General features: G+C 41.2%; 13 protein-coding genes. 7 read left to right on the top strand and 6 right to left on the bottom strand.

Translation table 11 applies throughout. The annotated features are described in order from the left end of the window. Positions 1–26 precede the first annotated feature (26 nt). From cmk to gyrA, 4 genes are all read right to left on the bottom strand, one after another. Positions 27–740 carry a (d)CMP kinase gene (gene cmk / locus LY624_RS08080; RefSeq protein ID WP_130149814.1) on the bottom strand — a complete coding sequence of 238 codons (714 nt, stop codon included), beginning with the start codon at positions 738–740 and terminating at the stop codon, positions 27–29. A 104-nt stretch (positions 741–844) separates the two neighbouring features. Then, positions 845–2,125: a 3-phosphoshikimate 1-carboxyvinyltransferase gene (gene aroA, locus LY624_RS08075; protein ID WP_341804278.1), complete on the bottom strand. Its 1,281-nt coding sequence runs from the start codon at positions 2,123–2,125 to the stop codon at positions 845–847. A 2-nt stretch (positions 2,126–2,127) separates the two neighbouring features. After that, complete coding sequence (gene serC, locus LY624_RS08070; protein WP_341804277.1) at positions 2,128–3,216, bottom strand: 3-phosphoserine/phosphohydroxythreonine transaminase; 1,089 nt, start codon at positions 3,214–3,216, stop codon at positions 2,128–2,130. Between the two features lie 69 nt (positions 3,217–3,285). After that, the gene (gene gyrA / locus LY624_RS08065; RefSeq protein ID WP_341804276.1) at positions 3,286–5,982 is read right to left on the bottom strand and encodes a DNA topoisomerase (ATP-hydrolyzing) subunit A; all 2,697 of its coding nucleotides are present in this window, start codon (positions 5,980–5,982) and stop codon (positions 3,286–3,288) included. Positions 5,983–6,158: 176 nt separating this feature from the next. Between gyrA and ubiG the strand changes: the two genes are divergently transcribed. The 5 genes from ubiG (at position 6,159) to yfaE (ending at position 11,694) form a co-directional block, all read left to right on the top strand. After that, positions 6,159–6,869, top strand: coding sequence for a bifunctional 2-polyprenyl-6-hydroxyphenol methylase/3-demethylubiquinol 3-O-methyltransferase UbiG (ubiG, locus tag LY624_RS08060; RefSeq protein WP_130149810.1), 711 nt, complete (start codon positions 6,159–6,161; stop codon positions 6,867–6,869). Then, a complete protein-coding gene (locus LY624_RS08055) occupies positions 6,869–7,543 on the top strand; it encodes an HAD family hydrolase (protein WP_341804275.1) in 675 nt (224 codons plus the stop codon). Before ubiG ends, LY624_RS08055 begins: the two co-directional genes overlap by 1 nt. 392 nt (positions 7,544–7,935) lie before the next feature. Next, complete coding sequence (nrdA, locus tag LY624_RS08050) at positions 7,936–10,221, top strand: class 1a ribonucleoside-diphosphate reductase subunit alpha (protein WP_341804274.1); 2,286 nt, start codon at positions 7,936–7,938, stop codon at positions 10,219–10,221. A 70-nt stretch (positions 10,222–10,291) separates the two neighbouring features. Further along, positions 10,292–11,422 carry a class Ia ribonucleoside-diphosphate reductase subunit beta gene (gene nrdB / locus LY624_RS08045; protein WP_062569018.1) on the top strand — a complete coding sequence of 377 codons (1,131 nt, stop codon included), beginning with the start codon at positions 10,292–10,294 and terminating at the stop codon, positions 11,420–11,422. Then, complete coding sequence (gene yfaE / locus LY624_RS08040) at positions 11,422–11,694, top strand: class I ribonucleotide reductase maintenance protein YfaE (RefSeq protein ID WP_130149807.1); 273 nt, start codon at positions 11,422–11,424, stop codon at positions 11,692–11,694. Before nrdB ends, yfaE begins: the two co-directional genes overlap by 1 nt. On the opposite strand, the gene LY624_RS08035 is transcribed toward yfaE, so the two are convergent. Further along, positions 11,691–12,218 (bottom strand): YaeQ family protein, encoded by a 528-nt coding sequence (locus LY624_RS08035; protein ID WP_130149806.1) that lies wholly within the window; start codon positions 12,216–12,218, stop codon positions 11,691–11,693. The two genes, yfaE and LY624_RS08035, sit on opposite strands and share 4 nt — an antisense overlap. A gap of 156 nt (positions 12,219–12,374) precedes the next feature. Here LY624_RS08035 and LY624_RS08030 point away from each other — a divergent pair, with 156 nt between their 5' ends. Further along, a complete protein-coding gene (locus LY624_RS08030; protein ID WP_341804273.1) occupies positions 12,375–14,780 on the top strand; it encodes a TonB-dependent receptor in 2,406 nt (801 codons plus the stop codon). Between the two features lie 98 nt (positions 14,781–14,878). Here the strand turns inward: LY624_RS08030 and glnS are convergent, their stop codons facing one another. Further along, the gene (glnS, locus tag LY624_RS08025; protein ID WP_341804272.1) at positions 14,879–16,546 is read right to left on the bottom strand and encodes a glutamine--tRNA ligase; all 1,668 of its coding nucleotides are present in this window, start codon (positions 16,544–16,546) and stop codon (positions 14,879–14,881) included. 228 nt (positions 16,547–16,774) lie between these two features. On the opposite strand from glnS, the gene LY624_RS08020 reads away from it, so the two are divergent. Continuing rightward, positions 16,775–17,845, top strand: a complete 1,071-nt coding sequence (locus tag LY624_RS08020; protein ID WP_130149803.1) for a DUF3083 family protein — start codon at positions 16,775–16,777, stop codon at positions 17,843–17,845. The last annotated feature ends 32 nt before the right edge of the window (positions 17,846–17,877 follow it).

Raw genomic sequence — 17,877 nt, 5'->3', positions numbered from 1 at the left:
GGCCTCCTGCCGGCACCTTAAAAAATTTACTTTTTAGCTTTAGGAAGCTTACCTGCAAGTACTGCTTCATCTAACAAAGTTACAACTTTATCAAACACTTGCATTGCATTAAAATCACTTGTGTCGATTTCAATCGCGTCATCTGCAGGTACAAGCGGCGCAACTTCACGATTCATATCGCGATGATCACGCGCCTTTATATCCTCAAGTAGACCACTTAGTGTAACATCTAGACCACGTTCGTTCAACTCTGCAAAACGTCGACGCGCACGCTCCTCAGCAGAAGCTGTCAAATATATCTTTAGTGGAGCATCAGGGAACACGACCGTTCCCATATCACGACCATCAGCAATTAAACCATTTTCAGTTCTAAATGCTCGCTGGCGGCGTAACAATGCTTCTCTAACTCGCGGCAGTGCTGCTACTTTTGAGGCAGCAGCCCCTACTTCTTCGTTTCTAATTGTGGTTGTGACATCCTCGCCTTCCAAAATAATTTTCGATGTGTGTGCTTGGCTATCAACCAAAAATTGCACATCTAAATTTGCAGCAAGAGGAACAAGACCTTCTTCATTGTCTAATTCAATTTGATGATGGAGTGCCGCAAGTGACAACACACGATAAATCGCGCCGCTGTCTAATACATCCCAACCTAATTTCTCGGCTAACAAGCGGCAAACAGTTCCTTTACCTGAACCACTTGGGCCATCTATGGTGATAACGGGCATTGATAACGCCTGCATTTATAACCTCCTGCAATGCACACCAAAATAAAACCGCGATATTATACGTCAGTTCTGATAATAGATCCGCATTTAGAGTGTAACTTTTTATATTTTCTTCTGTTTTATTGACTTGAGACAGACTCTAGTACTTTGAAAAACGTTGGAAAAGTTTTGTATGTACACTTAGGATCGTTAATGGTTATTGGCTTACCACCAACTGCCACCATCGCAAAGCACATGGCAATACGGTGGTCGTTGTAAGTATCAATCGCTACATCGTTAAATGTTTTAGGTGGTGTAATTTCGATGAAATCTTCCCCTTCAACAACCTCAGCACCTACTTTTCGAAGCTCTGTGGCCATGGCATACAAGCGATCTGTTTCTTTTACACGCCAGTTATAGATATTGCGAATGGCCGTTTTACCTTTTGCAAAAAGCGCAACAGTTGCCAGCGTCATTGCCGCATCAGGAATTGCATTGGCATCAATATCTACAGCGTTCAGCTCTCCCTTACGAACCACCAGTTTTTCATCGTACCAATCAATTTTAGCGCCAACTTGTTCCATGACTTTGGCAAAACCAATATCGCCTTGAACAGATGCAGCACCTACCCCATTGATCTCAATTTCGCCGCCCGCTATTGCAGCAGCCGCAACGAAGTAAGAAGCACTAGATGCATCCCCTTCAACCATTATACGTTCAAGTGCTTGATACTGTTGACAGCCTTTAACGTAAAACGTTTCGTAATTGTCATGGCTCACAATAACGCCAAAACGCTTCATCACATCAAGGGTGATATCGATATAAGGTTTTGATACCAAGGTGCCTTTAATAGTGATTTCTGTGTCGCCATTAAATAGCGGGGCTGCCATTAATAATGCAGTTAAAAATTGACTTGAAATGCTGCCATCAATCTCAACTTTACCACCGTTGATTTTGCCGCCTTTAATGGCCAGAGGCGGATAATCTTTACTTTTTAGGTATTCAACATCACCGCCAAGTGCTTGTAGCGCATCCACCAAATGGCCGATTGGGCGCTCTTCCATACGAGGCTCACCCACCAGTTGGTATTCGCCTTCAACAGCAGCTAAAACAGCTGTAAGTGGACGATAAGCAGTACCGGCATTGCCTAAAAATAGCGGCTCGCTAGGTGTTTTAAATTTACCGGCAACACCTTCGACAGTTGCCACTGTTTTATCTTCATTAAGCGATACATTAACGCCTAAAAGTTTTAGTGCACCTAACATATGACGAATGTCATCACTATCAAGTAGGTTTTCTACAACTGTGGTGCCCTCTGCCAGCGCTGCTAACAGTAAAATACGGTTTGATAAACTTTTTGAGCCAGGCAGTGTCACACTGCCATTTACCTTTGTAATCGGTTCAAGACGAAGCTGTTCCATAATTAGCTGTTCTCCTTGGCGAATTTATCCATAAAATTAACCAAAGCTTGAACACCTTCTAACGGCATCGCGTTATAGATACTTGCACGCATACCACCGACAATACGGTGGCCTTCAAGAGCTAATAAACCAGCTTCTTTTGACTCACTGATAAACTTGTCATTAAGCGATTCATCGTTTAACCAAAACGGTACGTTCATACGAGAACGGCAATGCTTAGCAACTTTATTATTATAAAAATCAGAGTTATCAATAAAACTGTAAAGTAGCTCTGCTTTTGCGATATTTTGCTCTTCCATGGCTTTAACGCCGCCATTTGCTTCGAGCCACTCAAAAACTTCAGCCGCTAAGTACCACGCAAATGTAGGTGGTGTGTTATACATGCTGCCTTGTTTTGCTTCTAAGGCGTAATCAAGAATACCTGGCTTTGCAAGGCCCTCACGCTCAAGTAACGTTTTGCGGATAATAACAATCGATAAGCCAGACGGACCGATATTCTTTTGTGCACCAGCGTAAATAAGATCAAACTGATTCACATCAATTTCACGCGATAAAATAGTCGAAGACATGTCAGCCACAATGGGAGCTGACGGATGTGAAGGCACATCAAAAATTTCAATACCATCTACGGTTTCATTTGGACAATAGTGAATGTAAGACGCATCCGCAGGTAATTCCCAGCTGCTCGCTGGTTTAATAGAGAACTGGCCATTTTGCTGCTCATCATCACGCACATTGATGCTTTCAACGGCAGTGAATTTTGCCGCTTCTGAAGTCGCACCTTTCGACCATACACCGTTTTCACAATAAACAGCGGTTTTATCATTAAGGTGAAGATTAAGCGGAACTGCGCTGAATTGACCACGGCCACCGCCGTGCATAAATAACACTTCAAATTCATCGCTAATATTCATTAAACGACGCAGGCTAGCTTCACATTTAGCAGTGAGCTCTATGAAATCACTACTGCGATGGCTGATTTCCATCACTGATACACCTAAACCTTGCCAATCTATAAATTCTTTTTGTGCTTTTTGCATAACTGCCGGCGGCAGCATTGCCGGTCCTGCACAAAAATTATATTTAGTCATTACTTTGCCTCATTCCAGTAATTATAGTGCTAATAAAAAAAGCGGCCGAAGCCGCTTTTTAAATCAATGTTATTCTGAAGGTGGGTTATCACCCGTTTCTTCAGGATTTGTATCGACTACTTCAACGGCCTCGCCTTCGATGGCTTCAAGCTCATCAACTTCGATTTCTTCGATACGTTGTAAACCAACTACTTGCTCTTCGTCAATAGTTCGTATCAAAATAACGCCCTGAGTATTACGACCAACCGTAGAAACCTCGTTTACACGGGTACGTACTAAGGTTCCGCGATTCGAGATAATCATGATTTCGTCGTTGTCGTCAACTTGTACTGCACCAACCACAGCGCCATTACGCTCGCTTACTTTGATTGACACAACACCTTGTGTTGCACGGCTCTTAGATGGGTAATCTTCTAGTGCAGTACGCTTACCATAACCGTTTTCTGTCACAGTGAGGATTGCACCATCTGATTTAGGTACGATTAACGACACAACACGTTGATCGTCTGCCATCTTGATACCACGAACACCTGTTGCTGTACGACCCATTGGACGTACACCTTTGAAGCGGATTTCTGGGTTACCGTTTTCGTCTAGAACTGGGTTACCGTTTTCATCAACGACAGCTGATTCTTCCGCTTCTTTAAAGCGAACAACTTTACCCGCATCAGTGAATAGCATGATTTCATTCGTGCCATCAGTGATATCAACACCAATTAGGCTATCGCCTTCATTTAGGTTCACAGCGATGATACCACTCGCACGTTGACGGCTGTATGCTGTAAGTGGTGTTTTCTTAACTGTACCAAATGCAGTCGCCATGAAGATGTATTTATCTTCTTCGTACTCACGTACCGGTAAGATAGCAGTAATACGTTCATCAGCTTCAAGTGGTAATAAGTTAACAATTGGCTTACCACGCGCTGCACGGCTTGCAAGTGGCAACTGATATACTTTAAGCCAATACAAGCGACCTGCCGTTGAGAAACACAGGATTGTATCGTGTGTGTTAGCAACCAATAGACGTTCAATGAAGTCTTCATCTTTCATCTTCGTTGCTGACTTACCTTTACCACCACGACGCTGTGCTTCGTAATCAGATAATGGTTGATACTTAACATAACCTTCGTGAGAAAGCGTTACTACCACGTCTTCTTCATTAATTAGGTCTTCAAGGCTAATATCGTGAGCTGCTGCACTGATTTCAGTACGACGTTCGTCACCATATTGCTCTTTAATTTCTACTAGCTCATCGCGGATAACTTCCATTAGACGCTCTGGGCTTGAAAGAATGTGTAAAAGCTCGGCAATTAGATCAAGGAGTGTTTGGTACTCGTCTAAGATCTTCTCATGCTCAAGACCCGTTAGCTTGTGTAAACGTAAGTCTAGAATTGCTTGTGCTTGTTGCTCAGATAAATAGTATTGACCGTCACGGATACCTAAATCAGCCGCTAACCAATCAGGACGTGCTACGTTATCTTCACCAGCTTTTTCAAGCATTGCTTTAACAGTGCCTAGTTCCCAAGAACGTGCTGTTAAAGCAGCTTTTGCTTCTGCTGGTGTTGGTGACTTACGAATAAGTTCGATAATTGGGTCGATATTCGCAAGGGCAATCGCTAAACCTTCAAGCGTGTGAGCACGGTCACGGGCTTTACGTAAATCGAATACGGTACGACGTGTAACAACTTCACGGCGGTGTACGATAAACGCTTCAAGCATTTCTTTAAGGTTGAAACACTTAGGTTGGTTGTTATCTAGTGCAACCATATTCATACCGAACACAGTTTGTAACTGAGTTTGTGCATAAAGGTTGTTTAAGATTACTTCACCAACATCACCACGTTTAATTTCGATAACGATACGCATACCGTCTTTATCTGATTCATCACGTAGTGCGCTAATACCTTCAATCTTCTTATCTTTAACAAGCTCAGCGATCTTTTCGATAAGACGCGCTTTGTTAACTTGATAAGGGATTTCGTGAACGATGATTGTTTCACGACCGGTTTTTTCGTCAACTTCGATTTCAGCACGAGCACGGATATATACTTTACCACGACCGGTTAAGTACGCTTGCTCAATGCCTTTTTTACCATTGATAATCGCCGCAGTCGGGAAATCCGGACCTGGGATATATTCAATAAGGTCAGCAATTGACATATCAGGGTTTTGAATAAGCGCTAAACAACCATTGATAACTTCTGTTAAGTTATGAGGCGGAATGTTTGTTGCCATACCAACCGCGATACCTGAAGAACCGTTCACTAATAAGTTAGGTACTTTTGTAGGTAATACGTCAGGAATTTGCTCAGTACCGTCGTAGTTAGGTACGTAATCAACCGTTTCTTTTTCTAAGTCAGCTAATAATTCATGTGACATTTTCGCCATACGGACTTCCGTATAACGCATTGCTGCCGCAGAGTCACCGTCAACAGAACCAAAGTTACCTTGGCCGTCAACTAGCATATAGCGTAATGAGAAAGGCTGCGCCATACGAACGATGGTGTCATATACCGCGCTGTCGCCATGTGGGTGGTACTTACCGATTACGTCACCAACAACACGTGCTGATTTCTTGTAAGGTTTATTCCAATCATTATTGAGTTCGTTCATTGCGAATAGAACACGGCGGTGAACTGGCTTTAAGCCGTCACGTACGTCTGGCAATGCACGTCCTACGATTACACTCATCGCATAATCAAGGTAGGAATTTTTTAATTCATCTTCAATATTGACTGGCAGAATTTCATTGGCGAGATCAGTCATTTGATTTCACATTCCTTCAGTATTGACTCATAAAGAGGCAAAGCGCCGTCTTCAGAGCTTTAGTTATTATTTCCAGACCATGCTATCACAATTTATTTAGATTTACAGGCGCTAAATCTTTGCGATTTATTAATTTACCCCTATATAATGGCCTCAGATTGACGAGGAAGTTTTTTATGACCGAACATCAAAATGTAGATAATGCAGAAATTGCAAAGTTTGAAGCCATCGCAGAACGTTGGTGGGATCGCGACGGAGAGTTCAAACCTCTTCATGAAATAAATCCTCTTCGCTTGGATTTTGTTGCCGATAAAGTGGGCGGCTTATTTGATAAGGAAACCTTAGATGTTGGCTGTGGCGGCGGCATTTTAAGTGAAAGCATGGCACGTATGGGCGCAAAAGTGACCGGCATCGATATGGGTCAAGAGCCTTTAACCGTTGCCAAACTACACAGTTTGGAAACCGGCGTGCCCGTTGATTATATTAAAGTACCCGCAGAAGAGTTTGCGGCTGAGCATCCTGCTCGCTTTGATGTGATCACCTGTATGGAAATGCTGGAGCATGTTCCAGATCCTGCTTCTATTATTCGTGCTGTAGCAGAACTTGCCAAACCAGGTGCTGATGTATTCTTTTCAACATTAAATAAAACCCCGAAAGCATACTTATTTGCCATTGTTGGCGCTGAAAAGCTTTTAAAAATGGTGCCCGAAGGTACTCATGACCATAAGAAGTTTATAAAACCTGCTCAGCTTATTGCGTGGGCAGAGGAAGCGGGGTTAAAAGTAAGAGCCAGTACAGGCCTTACCTATAATCCGTTTTCTAAGCAGTACAGCTTAAATGATGATGTCAGTGTTAATTACATTCTTCACTTTGAGAAACTAGCCTGATGAGTGGTGTACAAACACCCTCTATCGATTTCGATGCCTTTATCTTTGATTTAGATGGCACACTACTCGATACCGCAGATGACTTAGGTGGCGCATTAAACCGTGTGTTAGCTGATGCCAATGTGGCGCCTGTTGCTGAGCATGTTTATCGCCCCGCTGCTTCTAATGGTGCAAATGCATTATTAGAAGTAGGCTTTGGTGATAAATGGCCCGAACTTGAACAGCTCACCTTGCGCCAGCAGCTTCTTGACTACTACGCCGCAGATATTGCTGTGCACAGTAAATGTTTTAAGGGTATAGAGCAGCTCTTAGTTGCACTTGAACAAAAAGACATTAAATGGGGCATTATGACTAATAAACCTAGTTTTTTAACAGAGCCCTTAGTCAAAGCAATCCCTTCTTTAAGTAATGCTATGGCTGTGGTGAGCGGAGATACACTAGACGTGGCTAAGCCATCTCCAGATCCACTACTGCACACTGCTGAGATCTTAGACGTTGATCCGAGCCGTTGTTTGTATATCGGTGATGCTGAACGTGATATCCAAGCAGCAAAAGCAGCCAATATGTATAGTGCTACTGCTTTATGGGGCTATATACCCAGTGTTGATGCTGCTCTGGATTGGCAAGCTGATTTCAATTGGCATTCGCCTATTGATGGATTTAACCATATATAGTGCTATATTTAAATTTAGATACTATATATTGTGATCGGTTTGAGTTTTGAGCATTCTTTGACGATAAAAAAAACAGTCAAAATTTATTTTTAAAAACGGTAAATTTTCTAGATCTTGAGTTGATTTTTACAAATTTCATCATCAATGAATGGTCAAAGGTTAATGCTCACTAACACAATGTGCTTATCCAATAGTTATCCACAAATAGGGGCATTTCTGTCCCTTGCAAATGATCGCAGACCACACTATCTTGTGATCTGCAATTTAAAGAACACCAGATATTGTGGCTAAATGTTATTCAATTCACACAATCTAGTGTTTAATAATAAAAATTATACTGAAGAATAAGTTTTCACTAAAAATATAATTTCCCAAGGAATACAGGCAAGACTATGAACCAACAGCTATCTGTAAGCAAACGTGACGGCCGTAAAGAGTCACTTGATCTAGATAAGATCCATCGCGTGATCGCCTGGGCCGCCGAAGGTCTAAATAACGTGTCTGTCTCGCAAGTTGAATTAAAATCACATATTCAATTTTACGATGGAATTCGTACCGATGACATTCATGAAACTATCATCAAAGCGGCAGCTGATCAGATCTCTAAAGATACGCCTGACTACCAATACCTTGCTGCTCGATTAGCTGTATTCCATTTACGTAAAAAAGCGTACGGCCAATTTGAGCCACCACGCTTATACGATCACATCACGAAATTAGTTGAAGACAAACGTTATGATCAACACTTACTTGTTGATTATACCGAGCAAGAAATCGATGAGTTAGATTCTTATATTGATCACAACCGCGACTTAAACTTCAGCTATGCTGCTGTAAAACAGCTAGAAGGGAAATATTTGGTTCAAAACCGTGTTACTGGTGAAATTTACGAAAGTGCACAGTTTTTATATATCTTAGTTGCTGCAAGCTTATTCTCTGATTATCCAAAAGAGACGCGTCTTGACTACATCAAGCGCTTTTATGATGCAGTATCTACATTCAAAATTTCATTACCAACACCAATCATGGCCGGTGTGCGTACGCCTACGCGCCAGTTCAGCTCATGTGTACTTATCGAGTGTGGTGATAGCCTAGATTCTATTAATGCGACATCGTCTGCGATTGTTAAGTATGTTTCGCAACGTGCAGGGATTGGTATTAATGCGGGTCGCATTCGTGCGCTTGGCAGCCCAATCCGCAACGGTGAAGCGTACCACACAGGTTGTATCCCGTTTTATAAGCATTTCCAAACAGCGGTTAAAAGCTGTTCACAAGGTGGTGTACGCGGCGGCGCAGCAACCCTATTCTACCCATTATGGCACTTAGAAGTTGAAAACTTATTAGTTCTTAAGAACAACCGTGGTGTTGACGATAACCGTGTTCGTCACCTTGACTACGGTGTACAGTTCAACAAATTAATGTACAGCCGTTTAATTAAAGATGATTATATCACTTTATTTAGCCCATCAGATGTACCTGGTCTATATGACGCATTCTTTGAAGATCAAACGAAGTTTGATGAGCTATACATCAAGTACGAGCAAGATGAGTCAATTCGCAAAAAACGTATTAAAGCGATTGAGTTATTCTCAATGTTTGCACAAGAGCGTGCAAGCACAGGTCGTATCTACTTACAAAATGTTGACCACTGTAATACACACAGCCCGTTCATTTCGACTGTGGCACCAATTCGTCAATCTAACCTATGTTTAGAAATTGCATTACCAACTAAGCCACTTAGCAATGTAATGGATGAAGAAGGCGAAATTGCACTGTGTACTTTGTCTGCGTTTAACTTAGGTGCAATTGAATCACTTGAGGAATTAGAAGAGCTTGCTGAACTTGCGGTTCGTGCGCTTGATAACTTACTTGATTTCCAAGACTACCCTGTTCCAGCAGCAAAAAACGCGACTATGGGTCGTCGTACGTTAGGTATTGGTGTAATTAACTTTGCTTACTACTTAGCGAAAAATGGCAAGCGTTACTCAGACGGCAGTGCAAATGCGCTGACTCACAAAACATTTGAAGCAATTCAATATTACCTAATGAAAGCGTCAAATGAATTAGCGAAAGAACGTGGTGCATGTCCGAAATTTAACGAGACTACGTATTCTCAAGGCATTATGCCAACAGATACTTATAAGCGTGACTTAGATCAGTTCTGTGAAGAGCCACTTCACTTAGACTGGGATTCATTACGCGAAAGCATTAAAGAGCACGGTATGCGTAACTCGACGCTGTCTGCACTAATGCCTTCAGAGACATCATCGCAAATCTCTAACGCAACAAATGGTATTGAACCACCACGTGGTCATATCAGTGTTAAAGCAAGTAAAGATGGTATCTTAAAGCAAGTAGTACCAGAGTATGAAAATCTGAAAGATAACTACGAGCTACTGTGGGATATTCCTTCAAACGATGGTTACTTACAACTTGTTGGTATTATGCAAAAATTCGTTGACCAAACGATCTCTGCAAACACGAACTATGATCCATCTAAGTACGAAGGCGGTAAAGTACCTATGAAGGTGCTATTAAAAGATTTACTAACTGCGTATAAACTCGGTGTTAAAACCCTGTACTATCACAACACCCGTGACGGTGCATCTGACTCTCAAGATGAGTTGACACCCGAGGTTGAAGATGACAGTTGTGCAGGCGGCGCTTGTAAAATCTAATTAAATTAATAACATAACAAAGGCGGGCTCATTAGCCCGCTTTGTCCTGACTGTTTTTTGAGAAATCACTATGTCATATACAACTTTTAGTCGAAACCATAATAACCAATTACAAGAACCGATGTTTTTCGGCCAAACGGTAAACGTGTCACGTTACGATCAACAAAAGTACCCTATTTTCGAAAAGCTAATCGAAAAACAATTATCGTTTTTCTGGCGCCCAGAAGAGGTTGACGTAAGTAAAGATCGCTTAGATTTCCAAGCGCTTCCTGATCATGAAAAGCACATTTTCTTGAGTAACCTAAAATATCAAACACTACTTGATAGTGTGCAGGGTCGCTCTCCAAATGTTGCCTTACTACCTATTGTATCAATCCCTGAGCTTGAAACATGGATCGAAACATGGGCATTCAGCGAGACTATTCACAGCCGTTCTTATACGCATATTATTCGTAACGTAACGCAATCTCCTGAGCTTATCTTCGATGATATTGTAAGCAATGAAAAAATCAGTGAGCGTGCTGATGCGGTTACTAAATACTATGATGACTTAATCAACATGGTATCGCTATATAATTTATATGGTGAAGGTAAGCATGTTATTAATGGGAAAGAAATTAAAGTAAGCTTATTTGATCTTAAAAAGCAGCTTTATCTTGCTATGATGTCGGTTAACATCCTAGAAGCCATTCGTTTTTACGTAAGTTTTGCGTGTTCATTTGCTTTCGCTGAGCGTGAATTAATGGAAGGTAATGCGAAAATCATCAAGCTAATCGCCCGTGATGAAGCACTGCACTTGTCTGGCACGCAGCACATTCTGAACATTATGCAAGATGGTAAGGACGATCCAGAAATGGCGATCGTTGCTGCACAATGCCGCGAAGAAGCAATTCAAATGTTTGTCGAAGCTGCTGAGCAAGAAAAAGATTGGGCAGAATACCTGTTCAAAGATGGTTCTATGATTGGTCTTAACAAAGATATCCTATGCCAATACGTTGAATACATTACTAATGCACGTATGACTGCGGTAGGCTTACCTGCTCAGTTTGAAAGTAAGAGCAATCCTATCCCTTGGATCAACTCTTGGTTGGTATCAGACAATGTACAAGTTGCCCCTCAAGAAGCTGAAATTAGCTCTTATTTAGTTGGTCAAATCGACTCTCAAGTTGATGCATCTGACTTTGGTGACTTCGACCTGTAATGAGCACTAACACCACTGCACAGGTTATCCTTGCAGGAACAGACAGCCAGAATGTAGAGTTTGATTCTGGCTGTTCATCTCTCCTTGAATGCCTAGAACAACAAAAAATAGATGTCCCCTACCAATGCCGAGAAGGTTACTGCGGTGCATGCCGTGCAAAATTAGTTGAAGGGAGCGTCAAGTATAATCAAGAGCCGCTTGCTTTTGTGCGAGAAGGCGAAGTTTTACTATGTTGCAGTAAGCCCAATGGTAAGATAACCATTGAGCTTTAATGCCACACTAATTGCTTACTCTGATAAAAACCAAGCTTATCTGCAACACTGATTGCATGCTCATCAATAGTGACATCCCACTGTAGGTTTTTAGTTAGGTGCGACGCTAAATCATCGATAAATTGATGATCGAAGGCAATCAAATGTCCATTGCTGATCAGTTCAAGTGAATGCTGATATTCATTCAGCCAATCACCATCCAATGTTGTCACTACCCATAATTCATCCACCCTTTTCGCCATTTTACTGAGAGTGGGAAAATCGGGTTCATCAACGGCTAACCAAGTTATATAGTGCTCATCTAATGCTTTGATAGCAACATCAGGCTCTGAACGATCTGATTTTGCATTAAGCACAGCATCCTCATTATATGAAAATACACAATAACTTAATAATTTAAGAACAAAGTGCTGGTAGCTTTCTGAGCGCTCGCACGCAGTAGTAAATACCGTAGAATGGTTACGGTGCTGGCGTAAGTCAGCAATACTAAATTGTGCCTTGAATACCCTATTTTTATCAGACATAGCTATAAACCTTTACACGAGTAAGGTGTATTGAGTATAGCGGATGTATGGTAAATAGCGACAAAACAAAAGTTATACTATAACGTCATTGTTTTGCCATAAATGAGGTGTTATATTATATCAAGATTATTAATAATAAACTCAGAAGTAGGAACGATGAATAAACTTACAGTACTTTCAAGTGCCGTTGCAGCAGCTTTATTTTCACATTCAAGCTTTGCAGCTGTTATCTCAGGTCAAGTTCTAGACGATAAGCAACAACCCATTGCAAATGCCGAAGTTCATGTTCACGGTAAATCACAAACAGTGGTAACGGACAAATCAGGTCAATTTAAAATTGATGTAGATAACAAAGGCCAACTCCACATAAGTAAAGACAACTACATTGATAAACGTATAGAAATTTCTGGTGACAGCCAATCAGTTGTCGTCAATCTAACACCGACGTCAGTTGAAACTGTTGTTGTTTATGCGTCAGCCCTACATAAAAATAGTTTAGAGATGATCTCACCGGTTAATGTACTTGCTGGTGATAATTTAAAAAACAAAGCCAAGCCAACTTTAGGTGAAACACTAAAAGGCTTACCTGGTGTGAATGCGAGCTATTTTGGCCCAGTTTCATCAAGCCCAATTATTCGTGGCTTAGATGGTCCACGTGTAAAAATCACCCAAAATGGTCTTGATAGCAGCGATGCCTCACGTATTGGCCCAGATCACGCCACATCTAACGACAGCTTAGCTGCAGAACAAATCGAAGTACTTCGTGGCCCTGCTACCCTACTTTATGGCTCAGGCGCGATTGGTGGTGTGGTGAACGTTGTTGATAACCGTATTCCTACCGATAACATCGAGTCTTTAACCGGTGCTGCTCAATACACTCACGATACAGTATCAAATACCAATACCTACGCCGCTAAGTTAGAAACGGGTAATAACGGATTTAATTTCCATTTTGACGGAACTAAGCGTAAAGGCCACGATTATGAAACACCTACCTTCGAGCTTCCTGAAGAGCACGAAGAACATGAAGGTGAAGAGCATGAAGAGCACGAAACAGCTAACAGCGTAGAAAACACATTTATCGACAGCGAAACTCTAAATTTTGGTACTAGCTATGTAGGTGAACATTTAACGGTAGGCATGTCCTATGGTCGTATTGAAACTGACTATGGTATTCCAGCTCATGAACACCATCATCATGAACATGACGAGCATGAAGAAGGTGAGCATCATGAAGGTGAAGAAGAGCACGAAGAATCAGTATTTGCACGCTTAGAACAAGACCGTTGGCAAGGTTACATGAGCTATGCATTGCACGATAACTGGATCGAAAATATTACGCTTCGTGTTGGTTACACTGATTATCAACATGCTGAAATTGAAGGTGGAGAAATCGGCACTGTTTTTCATAACGAAACAACAGAAGCACGTGCCACCGTTGAGCATAAATTAGGACAGTGGCATGGCATAGCAGGCTATCACTTTTATGAGTCTGATTATGATGCAGACGGTGAAGAAGCCTTTACCCCTGCCAGTACCACAACTTCAAACGCATTATTTTTACTCGAAGAAAGGCAATTTGGTGACGTTACGGTTGAGCTCGGTGCACGAATCGAAGATTACAAAATTGACTCTGATGTCACCATGAGTGAACACCATCACGATCATGAAGATGACCACGAGGAAGAAACACACGAAGAAGCTGAAATTATCAGCTACAGCGAAGATTTCACTAACCTTAGCTTATCTGCAGGTGCGATTTGGCAATATCAAGAAGGTCAAAGTGTAGCTCTAAGTGTGTCACGTTCAGAGCGTGCACCACTCAGCGCTGAGCTACTATCAAATGGTGTGCACATTGCTACTAGTACCTATGAATTAGGCCTTGGTTATCACATTGAAGATGGTGGAATTCATTTTGAACCGGAAAATATTGATCAAGAAACTGCCACCAATTTTGATTTAAGCTTCCGCCGTTTTATTGGCGATTTTGGTTACACAGTTAATTTCTTCTATAACGATATTGAAAACTACTACTACCAACAAAATACAGGCTTAGTATTTGATGAAGAGCACGGGTTAGAATCAGCAGCTGATGCTGATGAAGATGCAATGGCGGTTTATCAATTCGCGAGTAAAGATGCAAAACTTTACGGTGTTGAGTTTGATGTTCATTACCAAGTTACACCGAGTGCGTTGGTAAAAGTATTTGGTGATTCAACAACCGCAAAATTAAAAGATGGTGAAGGCTATTTGCCGCGTGTGCCAGCCAATAAACTTGGCTCTGAATTACAATATACATTTGCAGATTGGCAATTTAGCTTAACAGGTACACATTATTTTGAGCAGTCAGATATCACAGCCTATGAAACAAAAACAGATGGTTACACATTGTTTGATGCATCAGCTAACTACCAACTTGATTTAGGCCCCGTTGATACACAGCTTTATATTAATGTTGACAACTTAACCGATGAATTAGGTTTCGTACACAGCTCATTTATTAAAGAGAAAGCACCACTACCAGGTCGTAATTTCAGCTTGGGTATTCGCGGTTATTTCTAACTTGACTTAACTTTTAATCGTTATAAAAAAACCCTTTTACTTTAAAAGTGAAAGGGTTTTTTATTAAGCTTAGAAACTTAAAAATTTAATTAGAAGGTTTAACCCTTTTGTTCAATCTTCGCCCATGAATCACGAAGACCCACAGTTTGATTGAATACTAATGTTTCTGCTTTGCTATCACGACAGAAGTAACCCGTACGCTCAAACTGGAAGCCCTGCTCGGCTTGTGCGTTGGCAAGTGACGGCTCAACTTTAGCGTTCGCAAGCACTACGAGTGACTCTGGGTTCAAAGTTGCGTTAAAGTCTTCTGCAGCAGCTGGGTTTGGTACGTTAAATAAACGGTCGTACAAACGTACTTCAGCTGTGATTGATTCACTTGCTGATACCCAGTGAATTACACCCTTAACCTTACGGCCATCACTTGGGTTTTTACCCAGAGTTTCAGGATCGTAAGAACAGAAGATAGTTGTAATTTCGCCGTTTTCGTCTTTTTCAACGCGCTCAGCTTTAATTACATACGCACCACGTAAACGTACTTCTTTATCAAGAACTAAACGCTTGAACTTGTTATTTGCTTCTTCACGGAAGTCTTCACGCTCGATATACAGTTCACGAGTGAAAGGCACATCACGACGCCCCATCTCTTCTTTATTTGGGTGATTTGCAACAGATAACGTTTCTACTTTATCTGCATCATAGTTTTCGATAACAATCTTCACCGGTTCAAGAACAACCATTGCACGCGGTGCATGTTCATTTAGGTCTTCACGGATACATGCTTCTAGCATACCCATTTCAACCATGTTCTCTTGTTTAGTGATACCGATACGAGAACAGAACTCACGTACTGATGCTGGTGTATAACCACGACGGCGTAAACCAGCAATCGTTGGCATACGCGGGTCGTCCCACCCTTCAACATGACCATTAACCACTAAGTCGTTTAATTTACGCTTAGACATAATGGTGTACTCAAGATTTAATCGTGAGAACTCGATTTGTTGCGGATGACACTCAAGGCTGATGTTATCCAACACCCAATCGTATAAACGACGGTTGTCTTGGAACTCAAGCGTACATAATGAATGTGTAATGCCTTCTAGCGCATCAGAAATACAATGCGTAAAGTCGTACATTGGGTAAATGCACCATTTGTCACCTGTTTGGTGGTGATGAGCAAAACGGACACGATATATAATCGGGTCACGTAATACCATGAATGAGCTTGCCATATCGATTTTTGCACGAAGTACACACTCGCCTTCTTTGAATTCGCCATTACGCATTTTTTCAAATAACGCTCGGTTTTCTTCAATCGATGTATCACGGTATGGGCTATTTTTACCTGGCTCTTTTAACGTACCACGGTATTCACGCGCTTGATCGGGCGATAAGAAACACACATATGCAAGGCCTTTTTCGATAAGCTCAACAGCATAGCCGTATAACGCGTCGAAATAGTTAGATGAATACTTGATTTCACCATCCCACTTAAAACCTAACCACTGCACATCTTCTTTAATCGAATTTACGTAATTGATGTCTTCTTTTTCTGGATTCGTATCATCAAAACGTAAATTACAAAGACCTTGATAATCTTTGGCAATACCAAAGTTTAAGCAAATCGACTTTGCATGACCAATGTGTAAGAAACCGTTTGGTTCTGGTGGAAAACGCGTGTGCGTAGTCGCATGCTTACCGCTTGCGAGATCTTCATCGATACGCGTTCTAATAAAGTTACTTGGGCGATTCTCAATTTCCGCCATAGGAGCATAATCCTCTGAATATTGCATGGTGACAAAACTAATGCATTATTACAAAAACAAACCTTAACATACAGTAGTTGAATCATGTTTATTGAAGATATTAAGCTGATTGTTGAATACATAGTTCACAGACTCGACAAAATCGGTAAAAAAATTGTTCTAACGCAATAAAATGATCATCCAGTAGCGATATAGTCCCGACAGTTTTACTTTTTATAAGGAAAAAAGATGGCTTCGCTCAATCAACATCGAGTCTATATTCCAAGCTCAGCACGTGCAAACCAATATGTGCTAGTTGAATTTAAACCAAACGATGAGTTTTTCGCGCAGTTTAGCTCAGTTAACTGCAGTTATAAGCGTCTTGCAAGGGAATTATTTGCACTATGCGACGAATACGAACTTCACAATGTTCATCTAATCGCAAATGATAAACTACCCGTGGTTCGTTATCACGATGAGGCATATAGCTTAGAAACCGCCAAACAAATTCTGTTTTTTTACAATCCTCAATACCACGAAGCACACACTATATTTGCTTCGGATGATGAAAAATGTAAAAAGATTCGCTTCTTATTCTTGGCAACAGGTGAAGAAATCAGAGCAAATGCAGCCCAGTTTCATCACAAAGTACAGCGCGTCATTAGCAGCTTACAAGATAAGCTGTTAAGTAACCAATCTTCGCTAAAAATTCGCGATCACCAACATCTTACTTATGACATGTTTGCAAAAGCAAAAGGCCATAAAGAAAGCTACGGTTATAAATTAAGAAGCCTCTACCCTCGTTATCAGTCTCGTCAATGTCACTTACCAAGTGAGCACAGTGAAATGACCTATGCGGGATTCTCAATTCCAGTCACGCGTGCGATTAAAACACAGTTCCAGCATATGCTTAACGAAGCAAACTACACACAATTTTATCAATATATTTTTGATGCGTTTAAACGCGCATGTGAAAAACGCCAATTAACACTCGGGGCTTTTATCGCTAATGGTACCCGCCCTATAGTGCGCAATAGTCATATCGATAATGCTCAAAGCAACAGTGAACTACAAAAATTGACCTTTGATTGCAACACCAAGGAGCCTCAATTACAGCATTACTGGAATGCCAATAGTTTAGTTGACGTGCTACATTTTGTGATTGCAGCCGCAGATAAAGATAAGCATGATATTGGTTATGGTCGGTTTATGAACCAAGTTCAAAGTGCAATTAATGAAGTGACCGATGAGCTGGCGTTCAACCCAACTCGACAAGATTTACGAGTGCGTTTTTATCAGCACATTAACTATCAATATTAGATAAATACAGTATTGAAAACGAAAGGTGACGC

The sequence above is a fragment of the Pseudoalteromonas sp. N1230-9 genome, assembly GCF_032716425.1.
GTDB lineage: Bacteria > Pseudomonadota > Gammaproteobacteria > Enterobacterales > Alteromonadaceae > Pseudoalteromonas.
This window is presented reverse-complemented; position numbering and strand designations above follow the sequence as displayed.

Excerpts from the sequence above, each read along its gene's own strand:
- LY624_RS08030 (WP_341804273.1), top strand. The coding sequence starts at position 12,375 with ATGAATAAACTTACAGTACTTTCAAGTGCCGTTGCAGCAGCTTTATTT.
- nrdA (WP_341804274.1), top strand. The coding sequence starts at position 7,936 with ATGAACCAACAGCTATCTGTAAGCAAACGTGACGGCCGTAAAGAGTCA.
- LY624_RS08020 (WP_130149803.1), top strand. The coding sequence starts at position 16,775 with ATGGCTTCGCTCAATCAACATCGAGTCTATATTCCAAGCTCAGCACGT.
- cmk (WP_130149814.1), bottom strand. The coding sequence starts at position 740 with ATGCAGGCGTTATCAATGCCCGTTATCACCATAGATGGCCCAAGTGGT.
- yfaE (WP_130149807.1), top strand. The coding sequence starts at position 11,422 with ATGAGCACTAACACCACTGCACAGGTTATCCTTGCAGGAACAGACAGC.
- aroA (WP_341804278.1), bottom strand. The coding sequence starts at position 2,125 with ATGGAACAGCTTCGTCTTGAACCGATTACAAAGGTAAATGGCAGTGTG.
- ubiG (WP_130149810.1), top strand. The coding sequence starts at position 6,159 with ATGACCGAACATCAAAATGTAGATAATGCAGAAATTGCAAAGTTTGAA.
- nrdB (WP_062569018.1), top strand. The coding sequence starts at position 10,292 with ATGTCATATACAACTTTTAGTCGAAACCATAATAACCAATTACAAGAA.
- serC (WP_341804277.1), bottom strand. The coding sequence starts at position 3,216 with ATGACTAAATATAATTTTTGTGCAGGACCGGCAATGCTGCCGCCGGCA.
- glnS (WP_341804272.1), bottom strand. The coding sequence starts at position 16,546 with ATGGCGGAAATTGAGAATCGCCCAAGTAACTTTATTAGAACGCGTATC.
- gyrA (WP_341804276.1), bottom strand. The coding sequence starts at position 5,982 with ATGACTGATCTCGCCAATGAAATTCTGCCAGTCAATATTGAAGATGAA.
- LY624_RS08055 (WP_341804275.1), top strand. The coding sequence starts at position 6,869 with ATGAGTGGTGTACAAACACCCTCTATCGATTTCGATGCCTTTATCTTT.
- LY624_RS08035 (WP_130149806.1), bottom strand. The coding sequence starts at position 12,218 with ATGTCTGATAAAAATAGGGTATTCAAGGCACAATTTAGTATTGCTGAC.